Origin of the sequence: Colwellia piezophila ATCC BAA-637 (genome assembly GCF_000378625.1) — a bacterium.
GTDB classification, from domain to species: domain Bacteria; phylum Pseudomonadota; class Gammaproteobacteria; order Enterobacterales; family Alteromonadaceae; genus Colwellia; species Colwellia piezophila.
The window spans coordinates 209,949-228,023 of the sequence record NZ_KB905166.1 but is presented as its reverse complement, the minus strand read 5'-3'; the positions used below and the strand labels follow the sequence as shown (position 1 = coordinate 228,023).

The following is an 18,075-nucleotide window of genomic DNA, read 5'->3' as shown; positions in this document are numbered from 1 at the left end:
AAAATGAATGAAATATAGAATAACTATGTTTAACTCATTTTGTTTGTTCTAAGCTCGCTATTGAAGCTCTAAGTTGGTCGATTTATTAATCCGTTTGGTATTAAGCAAAAAAGTAAACGGTGAATGTCCATAAACACCCGGCTAGGGTTGCCGCAAATGTTGCCGGTACTAGCTGTGATTTAACATGGTCCATTAAATCGCAACCCGTGGTCATAGCGCTGAGTATCGTAGTATCAGATATGGGCGAGCATTGATCGCCAAATACACTGCCATTAAGTACTGTAGCAAAACAAACCATCATAAAAAGTTCTGGGTTAGCAAGACCTTGAGATTGGCAAATAGCCCAAGCTAAAGGCATGGCTAAGGGAAATGCAATCGCATAAGTACCCCAACTGGTACCGGTAGAAAAGGCGATAACCATAGTGATTAACTGCAATATCAGCGGTAAAAGCCAAAAGGGTAGGTGTTCACCTAACAGCGACACTAAATACAAGCCGCCACCAATTTCCTTACTGATACTGCCGATAATAACCGCTAACATTAATATCACTGAGGCTAGCACTACGCCTTTTAAGCCATTGCCAAAACCATCGACAACATTGGTTAACGACATGCCTTTTATTAACGCTATGCTTGCCGATAACAGCAAAGCTGCGCCAAAAGCCCAATTGATTTGAGGTGAGCCTAAGTAAATAAAGGTGCTAACGGCAATAACAATCAAGGTGAATAAAGGGAAAATAAACTCTAGTACGTGGGGTTTATATCCAGGGGGAACATCACAGCTTTGCAACTCTTTAGCGCTTAAGGGTCTTGCGCCTTTCGCATCTAACTGGCCAGTTGTGCTGGCTCTTTGCTGAGCATTACGAATCCTTTTGCCCGAAAATTTGGTGATGTTTAAACATAATAATAACGTGCCAGTTACGGCAAGAATGCTGTAAAAGCTAAAAGGAATACTGCTAAAAAAAAAGTTTAGTCGGTCTGCTTCGGTTGCCAAAAATGACACCCCTGGCACAAAAATTAAGGCTTGGACATAGGCGGGCCAAGCATTAAAAGCGATAACTAAGGCAATGGGTGAGGCCGTTGAATCAACGATATAACTCATTTCTTCGTGACTGACGTTAGCTTTGTCAGCTAACGGTCTGACGGTGGTGCCTACTAACACCGTACTCATAGTGCCACCTTGGAAAAACAAAATACCCAATAACCATGAAATAGTTTTGGCTGACCGAGGGCCTTTAACATAGTGTTCACTCATGTAATTGGCAAAAGCCTGGGCTGCACCCGTTTTCGACCAGACTCCTAATAAACCGCCTAGTAACCACAAATACAACAGTAAAAGGCCGGCAGTGCCCTCTTTGGCAAGATTAGGAATGATAACGGCATCGGTTAAATTATATTGGCCAAGCATAATTGAGCCAACGACAATGCCCGCTAACAGCGAAGTTAAGGGCTCTCGGGTAAGCAAACATAAAGCGATAGTAATAAAAGCGGGTAATAATGACCATAGACCAAAATGAAATGCGGGTTTGAGCAGTTTTAATTGCTGCTTATCATTTTCGACCCATTGTTGAGCTAATTGTGGATCTTGGCTTAGTTGATTTAAATGTGCTTGTCGCAGTGGAGATTTTTGGTAGGCAACCACCTCGGTAATAATGACTTGCTTACCTTTATATTTATAGGCAGTATGACCAGAATCGGTTTGGTAAGTATCATAGGTATAGGATTGCTCTAGCCACGTTTTATCAACAGAGCTATCAATATAGACAGCGAAAAATAATCCTAAACTAAGAATGATGAGTGCAAAGCTATTATTTTTACTCATAGCGGACACGTTAAGCTCAAATTTCGAAAGGATAGGCACTGTTCTTGTTTAGCCATTAGCAAAGCCCTAGGTAAAGCGAGTCAAAATAAATAAAGAAAAAAGCGTATGAAGTTGTTAATACGGCAATAAATGCTTAGTTCTAAGGTATAACCTAAGGTTATAGGATAAACTTAAGCAGATAAAGCCGATAAGAATAATATTTTATACTTTTATTCGACCAAGACTCATCAGCTGTAAAGTTAAGGGGTCACAAAAGGCAGACTTAAATACAGTTGGATAACGAGGGCATTGGTTATATCGATAAAGAAAGCGCCCACCAAAGGTACCACTAAGAAAGCTTGCGGCGAAGGGCCATACCTTGCCACTAATGATTCCATATTAGCGACCGCCGTTGGCGTTGCTCCCAAACCGAAACCACAATGACCACCCGCAATAATGGCGGCATTATAGTTACTACCCATGACTCTAAAGGTAATAAAGTAAGCAAACATCATTAACATAATGGTTTGCACTAAAATAATAAGGATCATAGGCAGGGCTAAGCTGGCGAGTTCCCATACCTTTAACGACATCAAGGCTAAGGCTAAAAAGATTGACAGGGCCATAGTGCCCCATAAATCAATGCAAGCTCGACTAATGGTGTAGCGTTTAGATAGCTCAGTTAAGTTGGTTGCCAAGACGCCAAATAATAATGGCATCAAAAATGCCGGTAAAATAACATCATTACTTTTTAACTCTAGGTAAACCACATGGCCAACAGTCATGCATAATAAAATAATGAACAGGGTTTCCATCATTTTTTTGGGGGTAACCAGATCATGGTCGTCAGGGTTAAAGGTTATCGTATCATCAAGCTCTTCATGATAACTATCGGCTTTAAGGTTATGACGTTTAATCAATTGTTTACTCACAGGACCGCCAACCAAGCCGCCCAATACTAAACCCATGGTCGCTGCTGCCATAGCAAGTTCGAAAACGCTAGCAGGCATATTGTATTCGCTAATGAATAAATCGGCATACGTTGCGCCATTACCATGACCACCTGAGAGGGTAACTGAGCCGCCAATTAAGCCCATTAATGGGTCCATACCGGCACTGATGGCTAAGGTGACACCCACCGCGTTTTGTATCAATAAATATAAGGTGGCCACGCCTAAAAACAAAATAACTTTTGGGCCGCCTTTAAGCAATAATGAGTAGCTCGCTCCTAGACCAACCGTGGTAAAAAACACCGTCATTAACGGGTTTTTAAAATTCATGGCAAAATTAAAGTGAATATCAAAAAAACTATGTGCGATGGCCGCTATTATTGAAAAGAGTATACCGCCGACAACGGGCTCTGGAATGTTATTGTCACGTAAAAAGGCTACTTTGCTATTACAAAAATAACCTGAAAAAAGAATGATTAGCGCAACGACTAACGTTTCTAAGATGCCTATGTTTATGTCCATGATTAAACTCACTTTATAGTTATGTGCCTTCGCTAAGCCCACTCAGTAAATAATCTTTACAGAGTGGCTGGCATGAGGCTGTTTTAGTATGAGGATTTTTATTGACGATGTGTTTTAACTGGTATTATTAGCGTTTACATCTTGCTTAAAACATCGGCGAGGGATTCTTGTGCACGGATACATTGCATTGTCAGCTCATCGTCTGGGCCGTTGACAGTATAAACAGCCACGCGAGGCAGGCTGTTGTAATCAAAATGATTGGTAAAATAATAACCGCCAGTATCGTGCACCATGACATAGTCATTACGCTCTAACTTAGGTAATTGTTGATTGCTGCAAATCAAATCGCCGGCAAAACAACAGGGGCCCGCCACATCTGTGGTCACGACTGCTGAGTTTTGTGGCGTTTTCTCTATGCCTTCAGCGGTATAACCCGTGGTTCTAATTGGCCATGACTTAGGTAAGAAAGCCGTACGAGTGAGGATCTGGGCACCAGCATGAGTCGTGGCGATATGTCGACCACCAGAGTTCTTGGTATATTCTACACGGGTGATAATAACGCCGTTTTTCGCGACAATCGCACGACCAAATTCCGTTTTTACTTGGTACTTGCCAGTAAATAGTAATGGCACTTCAGCTTTTAATAAGTCGGCATAATCTTTAAAACTCGGCTTGATGACTTCTGAGCTAAAGTTAACCGGTAAACCGCCGCCAATATCTATGCGGGTTATTTGTTGGCTACCAATTTCGGCATTTATTTCTTCGGCAAGTTCGGTGATAATATTGATGCCGTGTGCCATTAAGGTTAATTCACAACCTTGAGAGCCCGTGTGCGTATGAATACTCTTTAACCAAGGACGTTTTTTATAAATGGCAATAAGGTCATTTCGATTATTATTATCATTTAAAGCATAGCCAAACTTTGAGGTTGCCGTCGCTGTACTTGTTGAGCCTATTTTACCCGCGCCAATTTGTGGGTTAACGCGAAAACCAATAACAGATTTGCTATCAGGAAACTCTAGCATCAGGGCATCGATACGCTCTAGTTCTTGTAAGTTATCAATGTTAAGAGCGATACCATTTTTTATACAGGTTGTTAAGTCTTGTATGGTTTTTGCTGGCGAATCAAAGATGATGTTTTGTGAGCTAAAACCAGCAGTCAGTGCTATTAAGAGCTCGCCAGGACTGGCAACTTCCGCGCCCATGCCATACTCACGAAGAGGTGTTAATACCTTGACTAAAGCATTAGCTTTTACCGCAAAGGTATGGAAAAAATTTGCCGGAAAAGCGTCATAAGCATCGCTAACGGTTTTTTTCAAACCGTCTAAGTCCATCACCCCAATAGCGGTTAAATCATTATTGATAGCTTGTATGTTGATAGCCGTTTTTATTATGTTTTGCTTTCTGTTCATGTGGGTATCTTTTTGAATTAAGGAAACATGGCACTGTTGGTATAACAGATGATTGTTTGTCGATACCTTTAAGATAATGTAACAAAATGAAAAGGGGTAATAGTTAAACTTTGCTAGGTAATAACTTAGGGTTATGTGTTGGTGTTTATTTTACCCTTAACGTGGTTAAGGGATTGTTTATTGGCTATTTTTATAGGAAGTAGCGGGCTCTATATTTACTACAACGTTTGGTTATACCTTTGCTAAATAAATGAATTTGCCAGTAAAAGCTCCACTGACTAGTCTTTTATTTGAACCAAGTGTGTTTTTGTGTAAATGACTTGGCTAGCACCTTTTTCCATAAGGGAAGGGCTTTTATAATACCAATTAAGGCAATTTATTGTGACTGTTGTTACTGATCTAGAATTATGTCGTTATATAAATGAAAACTATCCGGAAGCAGATATCACTGCTTTTACTGCTTTTTCTCAACAAATGTTTAACAACGCACTCAGTGTTGATTTACATCGGCTATCAACCTTGCAGCGTTATCAAATTGCTTTATCACTATGGCAATCTTTTTCATCTGCTAACAGACAAAAAAATACTGTAGTCATTGAGAATAGCAGCCAAGAAGCGGGGTTGGTTGAGGGTTCAGTAATACATATTATTACTGATGATAAAGCATTTATTGTTGATTCTATTTCAGCGTTACTGATGGAGCAAGATTATAAAATCAATGTCTTTTTACATCCGGTAATGAATCGAGAGCAACTTCTTAATGGCTGCGAATCGAAGAAAGATTCCCATCCAGAACAGTCAATTCTATACATAGCGCTTGCTAACCAATTAACAGCTAAAGTGATTGAGCAACTGCTCGAAACAATCCAGAACTTGTTAGCTGATATCGATAGAGTGACGCAAGATTGGCCGTTAATGATGGCTAAAACTGAAGGGATAAAGCATCAAACGTCTACAGCTAACGGAAATGAGGCGAAAAGTTTTTTATCATGGCTTTGTCAGGAACACTTTGTTTTTCTTGGTTATAACTCACTAAAAATAAAAAACAAAGGTAACGCGATACCTATAGATGACTGTTTAGGGATGTTCAACGAAGACGTAAATGTAGCTAATGAAGTATTAACCCTTAACAGTGCCGAATTTAACCAATTTATTATCTCGGACAACGCACTTAAGGTGAGCAAGTCATTAGTAAAGTCCACTATTCATCGTCATGATTACCTTGATTTAGTCAGTGTCAAAGCGTTTTCCGCACAAGGTAACCTTATTGCAGTGCATCAGTTTGTCGGTTTATTCACGCAAGTTGCGACTAATCTGCACCCGAACAAAAACCCTTTTTTAAAAGATAAATTAGCTAAAATAATACGACAACTTTCGCTGAAGTTAGACAGCCATGATTACCGTAATTTTATCCATATTCTCGCGGCTTTGCCGAAAAGGGAATTATATGAAAGTAGTAATGAGCAGCTATTAGACTTAGCAAAGAATATTCATAATCTTAATGTGAGAAGTAAATCCGGCGTGTTTATCAGAGAAAATGATTTTAACGAACAAGTATCTATATTGGTGTTTGTTTCTAAGGATGCTTTTTGTACTGATTTGCGTGACGAAATAGAGACTGAGCTATCGCAGGTTTATCAAGGGGAGATATTATCACGTCGCTCTATGCTCAATGATAATTACCTAGCGCAATGGCATTTTATTGTTAAAAAAGATGACTCCCTTAAAAATGAGGTCGACATCAGTGCATTGATCGCAAGTATCGAAGCTAAAACACAAAGTTGGAACGAAAATTTGACCTCGCTGATATCGCAAGTATGGCAAGGTCAACAAGCAAGTATTTTAGTGAAAAAATATAAAAATGCATTTTCAAAAAGCTATCGAGAACACTTTTCTGCCCAACAGGCCATCAGTGCAATAAATAACATTGAATGTTTAACCACTGACAATGATTACCAGTTTCAAATAGTTCGTTCACCACAAAGTAAAACTCAGCTGACCTTAAATATATTTACTTTAGCGCAAACCATTGCCTTAAGTGATTCAATCCCGATTCTAGAGCAGTTTGGTTTTAGACCGGTAGATGAATTTAGTTTTAAAGTCAGCTGTTCAAACAACGGTACTCGTAGCAAAGCTTATAGTTATACCCTTGAGTGTCCCGGTGAATATATCGATATTGAGGCGGTAAAAGTTGACCTTGAACAGGCATTAGCACAAGTTTGGGCGGGTCACATTGAAAGTGATGGTTATAACAAGTTGTTGCTCGGTGCCCAACTCAATATTCGACAAATTATTATTATTCGCGCTTATGGTAAATATTTACGTCAATTAGGCCTGGGCTACTCTGAAGAATACTTCCAACAAGCCTTGATTAATTACCCAGATATTGTTCATAGCTTAATCAACTTATTCGAAACCCGCTTTGCTTTAAGTAATAAAAGTATTAAAGAGCGAACAGTGGAGGCTGAGGTCATCAAAACCGAGTTGTTACAAAGTCTCAGTACGGTGACAAAAATTGACCATGATAGAATTCTTCGTAATTTTATTGCTGCTATTTCTGCAACACTAAGAACTAACTTTTATCAAACATCCCCAACGGGCGAGCCGAAATCTTATTGCGCCTTTAAAATACGTAGTGGCGAAATAGATGATGCGCCACAGCCTAGACCCTATGTGGAAACCTTTGTGTATTCACCGCAAGTTGAAGGGGTTCATTTAAGGTTCGGACCTGTTTCCCGGGGTGGTTTACGTTGGTCTGACCGACAGGAAGATTTCAGAACTGAAGTATTAGGCTTAGTTAAAGCTCAGCAAGTAAAAAATGTGGTGATCGTGCCACAGGGTGCAAAAGGCGGTTTTGTACCTAAGCAACTACCGGTTAATGGCTCTCGTGAACAAATTACGCTCGAAGCCATTAGTTGTTATAAGGTTTTTATCTCAGCGTTATTAGATATAACAGACAACAATACCGCCAGTGGTATTGTTAAACCCAAAGACGTTGTCTGCTTTGATGGCGATGATAGCTACTTAGTGGTTGCGGCAGATAAAGGTACCGCTACCTTTTCTGATATTGCTAACGAAATAGCCCAAGACTATGGTTTTTGGCTTGGTGATGCCTTTGCCTCGGGTGGTAGTGTTGGTTACGACCATAAAAAAATGGGTATTACCGCAAAAGGTGCCTGGGTGTCAGTACAGCGTCATTTCAGTGAAATGGATATTGATGTTCAACAAGATGAAATCAGTGTTATTGGTATTGGTGATATGTCCGGGGACGTCTTTGGTAATGGCATGTTATCTTCAAAAACCATAAAACTGGTGGCTGCTTTTGATCACCGCGATATATTTATCGACCCAAACCCTGATAGTACTTTGAGTTATGTTGAACGTAGTCGACTATACCAACTTGATCGTTCTTCATGGCAAGATTACGACAAAACGTTGATTTCAGCGGGTGGCGGTGTCTTTAGTCGCACGGTTAAGCACATTGAATTGAGCACACCAATAAAACAGTTACTTAATATTGATAGTAGCGTGAAGCGGCTGTCGCCAAATGACTTAATTCGCCATATTTTACTCTGTCAGGCTGATTTACTCTGGTTTGGGGGTATAGGCACTTATGTAAAATCCAGTGATGAAATTAATACCGAAGTAGGGGATAAAGCCAACGATTTATTACGGGTTAATGGCAATGAATTACAGTGTAAAGTCATAGGCGAAGGCGGTAATTTAGGTTGTAGTCAACTCGCCCGAATAGAGTTTGCTAAAGCCGGCGGTAAAATTAATACCGATGCCGTAGATAATTCCGCCGGGGTTAATTGCTCTGATGCAGAAGTGAATATAAAAATATTGCTTAATGGCATTGTTGCTAAAGAAATCATCACCAAATTACAGCGTGATACTTTATTAGCGTCCATGACTGACGAAGTTGGCCTTATGGTACTGCGCAATAATTATTATCAAGCGCAAGCGTTAAGTATTGATGAGGCGAATAGCCAATCTCACTTTGACAGTTTCACTCGTTTAAGCCAATACCTAGTCAATAGCGCTGGCCTCAATAGGGAACTAGAATTTTTACCTGATGATGAAGAGTTACAAGCGAGGAGCGTTGCCCAACAAGGGTTAACTCGACCGGAATTGGCTGTGTTAATGGCCTATTCAAAAATGGATGTTCATGATGCGTTATTAAAAGAAAAACTTTTAATAACAGACAAGTATTTCGAAAAACACTTACTGTCGGCATTTCCTGCTATCTTGGCGAAAGATTATAATCAAGCCATTATTGACCATCCATTAGCGAAACAAATTATAGCCACCAGTGTTGCCAATGAAATCTTTAACCGTGGCGGCATCCATGCGTTAAGGGAGCAAACAGGGGCAACTATTGCCGAGATTGTGAAGGCCTTTATTATTGCCAAAGAAGTTTTTGCTTTGGATGATATCTGGCGAGATATTGAGGCACTACAGGGCCGTGTTTCAGCCCTAATTCAAATTAAGATGATGATAGAGGTACAGCGTTTTTATCGTTTGATGGCCATTTGGTTTATAAACCACGCTAATGCTAATGAGAGCATTGCCACCATAGTGCAACGTTATAAACCAGGGCTGAGTAGCCTGAAACAGCTTAATAGCGACGACATTAGTTTACCCTTTACACCGGTAGATGAATCGCTATATCAACTTGAGGATGAACCCCTGGCACAGGCATTGGTCGATAAGATTCATCAATTAAAAGTCTCTAGTGTGGTTTTCTGTGACATTGTAAAAACAGCCAGTGAGCTTAATTTACCTGTGACTGAAATATTGCCTTGTTATAGTCAAATGAGCCAATTACTTGGCCTGCCTTGGTTAATAGAGCAGACGGAAAAAGTGTCAGCCACAGACCATTGGTCTAGGTTAGCCCGGTTTAGCTTATTACTTGACCTACTCGAGATTAGAGAAAAATTGGTGGTAAATGTCATTAATGGTAACCGAGATGTGACCGCTAGTACTGCTGTTGATCTGTGGTCAGCGGATAAAGTTGCTGAGTTAAAGAGACTAAACAGCATATTAGATGACTTAAAAAGTACCGGCAGCGTAGTTATCGATAAACTCTATTTTGCTAATCGTCAACTAAGGACATTAATGGCTTAAGTGACGCTTAACTGAGCGGTTTCCGCTGTTATCTATCACTTGTTATCGTTAATGAGTGATAGATATACGCTAGTCTGCTATGGTTTCTTCAACACAATTTCATCAATATATTTCAACTGCTAACAAAACTCATTCTGCAATTAACTAAATCCTCAAAAAGTTTATCTAACCAGGCTATTTTTGTCATTAAAAATAGCCGTTAAGCTCTAGTAAAAACAGAGACTATAACCCAAGGTTATAGGTATGCAACAAAGGGGTAATTGTTAAGTCTGTGATTTAAGTTCAAGGTGATTGTGAACAAAATGAAACAGAATGAAATCAAATGATCAGGCAACTAATAAGCCTGACTAATTATAAAACATAAAAATTGCAACGGTGAATGTCATGAAAGATAAAACAATGTTTAAGTCTAAATTGTCACATTTAAGTCTATGTGTACTAACTGCCCTTACTTCTCAAGTTGCCTTTGCAGCAGAGAAAGCCGAAGTTAAAGAGGAAGAAATCGAAAGGATTTCTGTTGTCGGTTCAAATATTAAACGTGCAACGGATGTGAGTACTTTACCCATAACTGTAATGTCAGCATCTGATATTGAAAATTCCGCGGCAGTGTCAGGTGATGAATTACTTCGCTCTATCCCGCAAATGGGTTCAGTTAACTTTGGTGAAACCACTGGCTCTTCAAATGTCAATGATGCCCGAGGTGATGTAGGCTCATTTAACCTTCGAGGTTTAGGCGCTGGTAATACCTTGGTATTGCTTAATGGCCGCCGAATGGTTAACCACCCAGGTACTCAATCTAAGTCTGGCGCTAATAAAGTACCAGTCAATACGGTTAACTCAAATACTTTACCTGTTTCAGGCTTACGTTCATTAGAAGTTTTACGTGATGGCGCTGCTGCAATTTATGGCTCTGACGCTATTGCGGGTGTGGTTAACTATGCACTTGATAGTGAGTATGTTGGTAGTAAGGTAAGTCTTAGATACGGTGAATCACAAGGTACACCATTAAATGAAACAACCTTTAGCTATTTAGGTGGTTTAGAGCTTAACGAAGGCCGTTCAAATTTAGTTGGCTCAGTTACTATCTATAACCGCAATGGCATGATGGCAACAGAACGTCCTTATTCAGCAAGTCATGATAGACGTGATTACCCTGGTTTACCTGAAGAATTTGTTGGTGATAGTCAATTAGATAACCGCAGCAGTGATACCCCCTGGGGCGAGTTTAGTAGTTCTTCTTACGGAACATTTCATCTTCAACCAGAAAGTATGGGCGATTGTGATGCGGGTGGTGCAGATGGTGCATCTGCGGTTCTTGGTTTAGATGGTGTTTGTGTTGTTGGAGAAACAGTTTCCGGTTCAGCTGGCTCTAAACCAGGTGGTGATGTGAAATTTGATCGTGGTACTACACGTCCATTATCTTCAGATGCACAAAGACTTAACTTTTACACACACTTCACCCATCAAGTTAATGATGATGTCGAATTTTTTGCTGAAGGTATTTATTACCAAGCGGAACTTACTAACCAGTCAGAGCAAAATCACAACGGTAGTAAACATCGATTTAATATAGCTGCAGATGCCTTTTATAATCCATTTGGCGAACAAGTCACTTTAAAAAAATATCGTCCTACTGATATTGGACTAAGAACCGTTACCGTTGATGATACCAGTTATCGAGTACTAGCCGGTTTTAAAGGTTATATGGGCAGCTGGGATTGGGAAAGTGCAGCATTTTATAGTGCAGCTGAAACCAACGATGTCAGTACACGTATTGATATAAATGCTTTTGAAAAAGCGGTTAACAGTACCAATGAAAGTACCGCATACAATGTCTTTGGTGGTGGTGATATCAACAATCCAAATACGATTGGAACTAGACCCTTAGTTTCGACATCAATTACTGACCAGTTTCTAATTCAAGCTCACACTGATTCAACAACGAGTTTAGCGTCAATCGATTTCAAGGCTTCGAATAGCGAGATCTTCGAAATGCCTGCAGGCGATGCTGGCCTTGCTCTAGGTGTTGAATACCGTTATGAAGACTATACCAGTGACCGTTCTAAGTATGTAGATGGTAGTTTACCTTTTACGGACTATAAAGGTGTGGTTAATGAAAGTTCATTATATGGTAGTAGTGCAACGACGGACGCCAGCGCTAGCCGTAGTGTTACTTCCGCTTTTGCGGAGCTTATCTTGCCATTAATCGACAGTGGTGATCAGTATGCAGAAGTGCAACTTGCTGCACGTTATGAAAATTTTTCTGACGGTGGTGATGCATTAAAACCTAAAGTCGCATTATTCTACAAACCGACAAATTGGCTAAGCATGAGAGCATCTTATGCGGGTGGTTTTAAAGTACCTGGCCTACAACAAAGTTCTGAAGAAGCGAGTATGCCGCGTCGTAGCTCTAAGTATGATCCGGTACTTGATGAGACTTATGCTGTTATTGATAATCGCCAAGGTAACTCTAACCTTAAACCAGAAGACAGTGTTAGCACCTCTTTTGGTATCATTTTGGAGCCGCTTGAAAATTTAACGCTTACTGTGGATTATTGGAAAATTGAACAAGAAAATCTGGTTTTCCTTGCTCCTTATGAAACCGTTTTAGCACACGATTATATTTTACGTGTAGATGGTGGTGCTGGTAACCCTAACGTTATTCGTGATGAGGATTTAGTTGCTAGCCAAGTAAATAATCGATATATCAATGCCTCAAGCCAAGAGTTGTCTGGTCTTGATTTCGGTATAGTGTATGACCTTGAAACGTCATTTGGCGACTTTGAATTTAACGTAAATGCCGCCTATTTAACTAAATATGAAACATCAGTTGATAGTCTTTCTGCCACCGTACTTGAAGCGCAAAAAGATTTAGTTAAATATCCAAACCTTGAAGAAGTAGAAGTTGCCGGTGTAGGCGATCTAATCAAACAAGATGGTAATCCTGAATGGCGCGCTAAAAGTTCACTTAACTGGAGATTCAATGGTTGGGGCGCTGGTGTTAGCTTAAATTATGTTAGTGAGTTTGTTGATACCAGTACAAACGCGACAGTTGACGGTGAAAAAGTATTCTTACCGATAGATAGTTTTACTACTGTTGATGTGTATGGTTCATACAAGGTGTCAAATGATTCTATGTTAGATGGTTCTTATATCCGAATTGGTATTCGAAATATCGGTGATGAAGAGCCACCAGTAGCCGATAATTACTGGCATGGTTACTCAGGTGATTATCATTCAAACCGTGGTCGTTACTTATACATGAACTTGAGCAAAACTTTTTAGGTAATACCTTTGAAGTAATACCTTTTGGTATAAAGCTTAATTCAGATATAAGTAAGCGATAGACGTTATGGCTCGGTTAGCAAATGTAGGGGCTGTAAAACATTCACGATTAAATTTTGTTCGGCTCTTTTAAAGAGAATAAAACGTTTTAGTCACGGCGAGTAGTGTGTAGCCTAGTTACTCAACGCAAATACTGCTCAACAATGAGTAAAATGTTTTTAGCCGAATCCTTCGGACAGCGTTTGTTGGACCTTTTTACGGCGTTATCGCCTTTTTATGTGGAGTGACCACATTACAAAGGCTCTGCCTTGTATAAACACCCAACAATTCGCTGCAAAAATAATCTTGAAAGCTTAACAGCCCCTCGCCGAGCCATATTATTTTTAACCAACTAATAGTTTGAAAATTATGATGAAATTATTGAAAACTTCTCCGTTATTATTACCATTATTCTTGTTTGCATGTTCATCTCCTCATGTTATTGAAAAAGAAAGCCCGACGGTTGCTTCTACAACAGAGCAATCTGTAGAGAAACCGGTAGAATCTGCTGATAAGACGCCACTTGAAAGTGTCATCAAACAAGTTAAGCGCGAAAACAAATCTGATCAATCTTGCGATATCGGTCCGGTAACCTTAACCGCTAAATTTTCTGCCGGCCGCATGGACGAATGTAAGCAAGTGGCAGAAAATGAATTTGAAATTATTTTGGTTCCAGAAAATACGCCAATAAATTCAAGTCCTTGGTATGCCTTTAAAATACAGGCTGATACAAATACTGATATTCAAATCACCATGAGAGTTCGTGGTGATGAGCACAGGTACCCACCAAAAATTAGTCGTGATGGAAAAACTTGGCAACTACAAACATATAAGTTACGTGGTAAGCGCTTAATCATGAAGATGACGGCAACACCTAAGCCAATAACGATTGCTGCCCAAGAAATAATCAATAATGAATACTACGTCGATTGGGCTCAGCAACTCACTGAGAAAAACGCTTTTAGTCACAGTATTTTAGGGCTATCAACACAAGGTCGTCCCATCTACAAAATTGAAAGTCGAAATGAAAATACCAATGAATGGGTAATTATTCTTGGTAGGCAGCACCCGCCGGAAGTTACCGGTGCATTGGCCTTGTTTCCTTTTGTGGAAACCTTGTTATCAAGCAGTGAACTCAGTAATTATTTTCTGAGAAAGTATAATGTTCTCGTTATCCCCAATATTAATCCCGATGGTGTCCAGGCCGGCAATTGGCGCAGTAATGCTAATGGCTTAGATTTAAACCGCGACTGGGTGAAATTTTCACAAGTTGAAACGCGCCTGATAAACGATTATTTGCAGGAATTGGTTAGCCAGGGACAGAAAATCCGTTTTGCCGTAGATTTCCACTCAACTAAAAACGATATTTTTTATACCATGCCAGTTGATTATGGTGTTGAGAAAGCTTATTTTGTTAGGAATTGGCTCGCTGAGCTAGATCGTCAAATGCCTAACTTCAATGTAATACAAAGACCTGGCAACAACCCTAATAATGGCGTTTCCAAACAGTATTTCTCTGATAAATTTGGTGTGCATGCCATTACCTACGAAGTGGGTGACAACACTGATCGTACTAAGATAAAGCGCATTGCTTTTAAGTCAGCTAACATACTGATGATTAATATGTTATCAAACGTTGATCACGATAAACAATAGGACCTTTTATGAGTATATTTGATAAAAAATTTCCCGATACAAAACTGCTAAATAAAAAAGTAGTCTCCATGGCGGTGGTTTTAGCCTTATTATCTGCTTGCTCTGATGAAAGTGCTGTTCAAAATAAAGAGCAAAGTAAAGTTGACCTGCTAATTACGAATGGCTCCGTTTACACCGGTGAAAGCAGTGAAGCTCAACAATTAGATGTCGCTATTTGTCAGCAGATTATTTGTGGTTTATACCCTAGTGGTGAGCATACTATTAAAGCGCTCAAAACAATTGATGCTCAAGGTAAAATTGTTAGCCCGGGATTTATTGACCCACATACTCATTCTTTAGCTGAGCTGTTAAGTAAAGATAAAAACCATAACTTAAATTACTTAACCCAAGGTGTTACTACCGTTATTAATGGTAATGATGGCGGCGGACCGGTAGATATTACCGCAATGTCTGAAAAGCTAACTACTAATGGCATAGGCACAAATACCGCGTTATTAGTGGGCCACGGTAGCTTAAGAGAACAAGTTATGGGTCGTGCTGAGCGTTATTCAACGCCAGAAGAACTCGCAGAAATGTCGGCTCTATTAACCAAAGCAATGAAAGCAGGCGCTATTGGTTTATCAACCGGCTTATATTATGTACCGGGTAGTTATGCTGATACTAACGAAGTGATTAGTTTGGCGAAAATAGCCAGTCAATACCACGGGATTTATGACACCCATTTACGTGATGAAAGTACTTTTGATATTGGTTTTATGGCGGCCCTAGATGAAGCCATTAATATTGCCGATAAAGCTAATATCCACCTACATTTAGCCCATATCAAGGCCCTAGGGATTGATGTCTGGGGACAAAGTGAACAGGCCATTGCTAAAATTGAACAAGCGCAACAGAAGGGCACGTCAATATCAGCAGATCAATACCCATGGCTAGCATCTGGAACCAAACTTCGTAGTGCGGTGATGCCAAAATGGGTAATGGCCGATTCTACAGAGGCTTTTCATCAACGTTTAAAAAAAGCGGATCTAGCTGAACAACTCGCTAAAGAAGTGACTGAGAACATTCGTCGAAGAGGTGGACCAGACTCGCTTTATATTACTGAATTTACTGATACAACTTTAGTCAGTTTGAATTTGCTTCAAATCGCTGAGCTAAAAGACTTGTCAGTTGTTGATACCGCCATTTCGCTAATACTTGAGGGGGAGGTGAGAGTCGCGTCTTTTAATATGTCACCAAAAGATGTTGAACGTTTTATGGTACAACCTTGGGTGGTTACTTCATCTGATGGTACTAATGGTCATCCGAGAAAATACGCTAGCTTTCCAAGAAAGTATCAGACTTATGTGGTTGAGAAAAAACTGCTCACCCTTGCCGAATTTATTAATAGGAGCTCTGCAAAGACCGCTAAAATACTAGGTTTGAGTAATCGAGGCCTATTAAAAACGGGTTATAAAGCCGATATTATCGTTTTTGATCAACAAACCTTTGCCCCTAAGGCAAACTTTAGTCAGTGGAATAAATATTCTGTGGGTGTAGAGCAAGTGATTGTTAACGGTATTTTGGTAATAGAAAATGAAAAATTTAACAATACTTTAGCCGGAGAGTTTATCCAGTAAGTGCAATTTAGCTAAATATAAGCTTAGCTAAGTAAAACAGGTCAATACGGATACCGCTTGAGATTGTGCTAACCGTCGGTCATTTTTCAAAAGGCGACCGTTAAGTTAACTTTCATTACCGCTGACGAAAAGCCTAAATAACTTACCTGGTTATTTAGGCTTTGCTATTTTATGGCTTTGTCAGTGGCAATTAATAGCTGATAACGGCACAAAATTAAAGACATATAGAATAACTATGTTTAAGTGATTTTGCTTGTTCTAAGCTCTCTAATATAACCCTAAGTTGATCAATATATTAGTGTGATTGGTATTAATTAAACTGATTGTTCATATGCCATGGTCAACCATTTGATAACTTCAGCATCAATATCTGCAACATTGTGTAGTTGTATTCTATGAGTGCACATAGTCCCAAATGGGCCTGAATTTTCTAGTCGACCTTGTACCGCTACATCTTTTAGTTTTAACCCCAAATCTATTCTGATTTTGGTTGCCGGTTTGATTAAAGCGAATTGTCTTTTTCTAATTAAACTGACACTTGCCTTTTTGGGGGTTATGACAATATCACTGCCAAACGTATCAACGGTAGAGATCAGTAGCTGATAAAGAGGGTTAAGTGCCTCTTTACCCGTATATTGACTGCTAACCAAATCTTCAGCGCAGACATTATTGTCTTTCGATAAAGTGACTATTGTATTGGCAAACCCATGGGTCATTGCGTATTCAGTTTTTAAAAACTTTACCGCCATTGCGTGTTTTTCGAAGTTTGCCTCATTTAATATTTTAAGCCACTCTGCTAACTGCTTACCTGTTTTATCAGGGATGTTATTAATCATGGTCTGAAGTGCTTTATCCATATTATTCACATGTTACTTCACAATATTGATGACTAAAATGCTATTAACGAAGCGATCTTCTGGTGATTTTATTGAGCTTTTTGTGGTGCCAAACCAAACAAATCAATAGTGCAAATAAGCCACTTAGATAGGTTGCGGCTAACGGAATGATTGTCAGTTGGTATGCCTGTTCAGAATCTTCTGGATAAAATGAATCACCCGCTAAAAACCAAGCTGAAATAGCGCCTACAATTAACCAAATTACAGCCGCTGATCGTTTATGGCTAGGGGAGGTTAAGTAGGCGGATATAACCACACAAAAAGCGGCCATAGCGCCAATGACAGGTTTTTTCCAAATACCAACATAGTCGGCTAGAAATGCTGCTGATATTGCGGAAACTAAAAATATAATAATCACTATTACGAATGAAGCGATAAAGCCTTTGGTTTGATTCATACTACGTCCTATTTTAATACTATTCTAGATGCTGATTTCTCTTTTCTTGGGCCTAAGCTTTAACCCGTTTCTAATGTAATCAGTTGTCTGTAAACTGAAATGTTACTGAGATACAAACTATAAAAAACTCAGTAGTAATAGTAAACCTATAACTACCGCTCCAAATAGCAGGTATTTACCAAAGGTAGAATTATCTTGAAGCGTTGCTTGGTGTTGCGCTTTAAGCTCAACCAACTGAGCATCATTAAGTTGAGAACAATGATCACAGGCATCTAATGACTCAGGGTAATATAAGTCACATCTATGGCAGCGTTTTTGTTTTGGCTGCTTTGCTTTCATTGCTAGGCTCATTCCTACCGACATGGAGAACTCCT

Annotated in this window: 10 protein-coding genes and 1 pseudogene; 5 read left to right on the top strand and 6 right to left on the bottom strand. The window is 39.6% G+C overall.

Annotation, left to right across the window (positions count from 1 at the left end):
• Positions 1 to 100 precede the first annotated feature (100 nt).
• The 3 genes from F580_RS0113105 to F580_RS0113095 form a co-directional block, all read right to left on the bottom strand.
• Complete coding sequence (locus F580_RS0113105) at positions 101 to 1,822, bottom strand: Na+/H+ antiporter NhaC family protein (protein ID WP_019028191.1); 1,722 nt, start codon at positions 1,820 to 1,822, stop codon at positions 101 to 103.
• A 239-nt stretch (positions 1,823 to 2,061) separates the two neighbouring features.
• Positions 2,062 to 3,273, bottom strand: coding sequence for a sodium/glutamate symporter (gene gltS / locus F580_RS0113100; protein ID WP_040357317.1), 1,212 nt, complete (start codon positions 3,271 to 3,273; stop codon positions 2,062 to 2,064).
• A 134-nt stretch (positions 3,274 to 3,407) separates the two neighbouring features.
• Positions 3,408 to 4,685, bottom strand: coding sequence for a type III PLP-dependent enzyme domain-containing protein (locus F580_RS0113095; RefSeq protein WP_019028189.1), 1,278 nt, complete (start codon positions 4,683 to 4,685; stop codon positions 3,408 to 3,410).
• Between the two features lie 381 nt (positions 4,686 to 5,066).
• On the opposite strand from F580_RS0113095, the gene F580_RS0113090 reads away from it, so the two are divergent.
• From F580_RS0113090 to F580_RS0113075, 5 genes and pseudogenes are all read left to right on the top strand, one after another.
• Entirely contained in the window at positions 5,067 to 9,812 is a 4,746-nt protein-coding gene (locus F580_RS0113090) for an NAD-glutamate dehydrogenase (RefSeq protein ID WP_019028188.1), read from the top strand.
• Positions 9,813 to 10,196: 384 nt separating this feature from the next.
• On the top strand, positions 10,197 to 13,097 hold the full coding sequence (locus tag F580_RS0113085; RefSeq protein ID WP_019028187.1) for a TonB-dependent receptor domain-containing protein: 2,901 nt from the start codon (positions 10,197 to 10,199) through the stop codon (positions 13,095 to 13,097).
• A gap of 164 nt (positions 13,098 to 13,261) precedes the next feature.
• A pseudogene (locus tag F580_RS26925) lies at positions 13,262 to 13,492 on the top strand (hypothetical protein).
• Between the two features lie 13 nt (positions 13,493 to 13,505).
• Entirely contained in the window at positions 13,506 to 14,792 is a 1,287-nt protein-coding gene (locus tag F580_RS0113080) for a M14 family metallopeptidase (protein WP_019028186.1), read from the top strand.
• An 8-nt stretch (positions 14,793 to 14,800) separates the two neighbouring features.
• A complete protein-coding gene (locus tag F580_RS0113075; protein ID WP_019028185.1) occupies positions 14,801 to 16,408 on the top strand; it encodes an N-acyl-D-amino-acid deacylase family protein in 1,608 nt (535 codons plus the stop codon).
• Between the two features lie 314 nt (positions 16,409 to 16,722).
• Here F580_RS0113075 and F580_RS0113070 read toward each other — a convergent pair whose 3' ends face one another.
• From F580_RS0113070 to F580_RS0113060, 3 genes are all read right to left on the bottom strand, one after another.
• Positions 16,723 to 17,265, bottom strand: coding sequence for a DUF4287 domain-containing protein (locus F580_RS0113070; protein ID WP_019028184.1), 543 nt, complete (start codon positions 17,263 to 17,265; stop codon positions 16,723 to 16,725).
• Between the two features lie 43 nt (positions 17,266 to 17,308).
• Positions 17,309 to 17,701 carry a hypothetical protein gene (locus tag F580_RS24525; RefSeq protein WP_019028183.1) on the bottom strand — a complete coding sequence of 131 codons (393 nt, stop codon included), beginning with the start codon at positions 17,699 to 17,701 and terminating at the stop codon, positions 17,309 to 17,311.
• 117 nt (positions 17,702 to 17,818) lie between these two features.
• A complete protein-coding gene (locus tag F580_RS0113060; RefSeq protein WP_019028182.1) occupies positions 17,819 to 18,064 on the bottom strand; it encodes a hypothetical protein in 246 nt (81 codons plus the stop codon).
• Positions 18,065 to 18,075: the final 11 nt, after the last annotated feature.

What these genes read in the sequence shown, in the direction of transcription:
- F580_RS0113105 (WP_019028191.1), bottom strand. Translation starts at nt 1,822, where the DNA reads ATGAGTAAAAATAATAGCTTTGCACTCATCATTCTTAGTTTAGGATTA.
- F580_RS0113060 (WP_019028182.1), bottom strand. Translation starts at nt 18,064, where the DNA reads ATGTCGGTAGGAATGAGCCTAGCAATGAAAGCAAAGCAGCCAAAACAA.
- F580_RS24525 (WP_019028183.1), bottom strand. Translation starts at nt 17,701, where the DNA reads ATGAATCAAACCAAAGGCTTTATCGCTTCATTCGTAATAGTGATTATT.
- F580_RS0113075 (WP_019028185.1), top strand. Translation starts at nt 14,801, where the DNA reads ATGAGTATATTTGATAAAAAATTTCCCGATACAAAACTGCTAAATAAA.
- gltS (WP_040357317.1), bottom strand. Translation starts at nt 3,273, where the DNA reads ATGGACATAAACATAGGCATCTTAGAAACGTTAGTCGTTGCGCTAATC.
- F580_RS0113080 (WP_019028186.1), top strand. Translation starts at nt 13,506, where the DNA reads ATGATGAAATTATTGAAAACTTCTCCGTTATTATTACCATTATTCTTG.
- F580_RS0113070 (WP_019028184.1), bottom strand. Translation starts at nt 17,265, where the DNA reads ATGGATAAAGCACTTCAGACCATGATTAATAACATCCCTGATAAAACA.
- F580_RS0113095 (WP_019028189.1), bottom strand. Translation starts at nt 4,685, where the DNA reads ATGAACAGAAAGCAAAACATAATAAAAACGGCTATCAACATACAAGCT.
- F580_RS0113085 (WP_019028187.1), top strand. Translation starts at nt 10,197, where the DNA reads ATGAAAGATAAAACAATGTTTAAGTCTAAATTGTCACATTTAAGTCTA.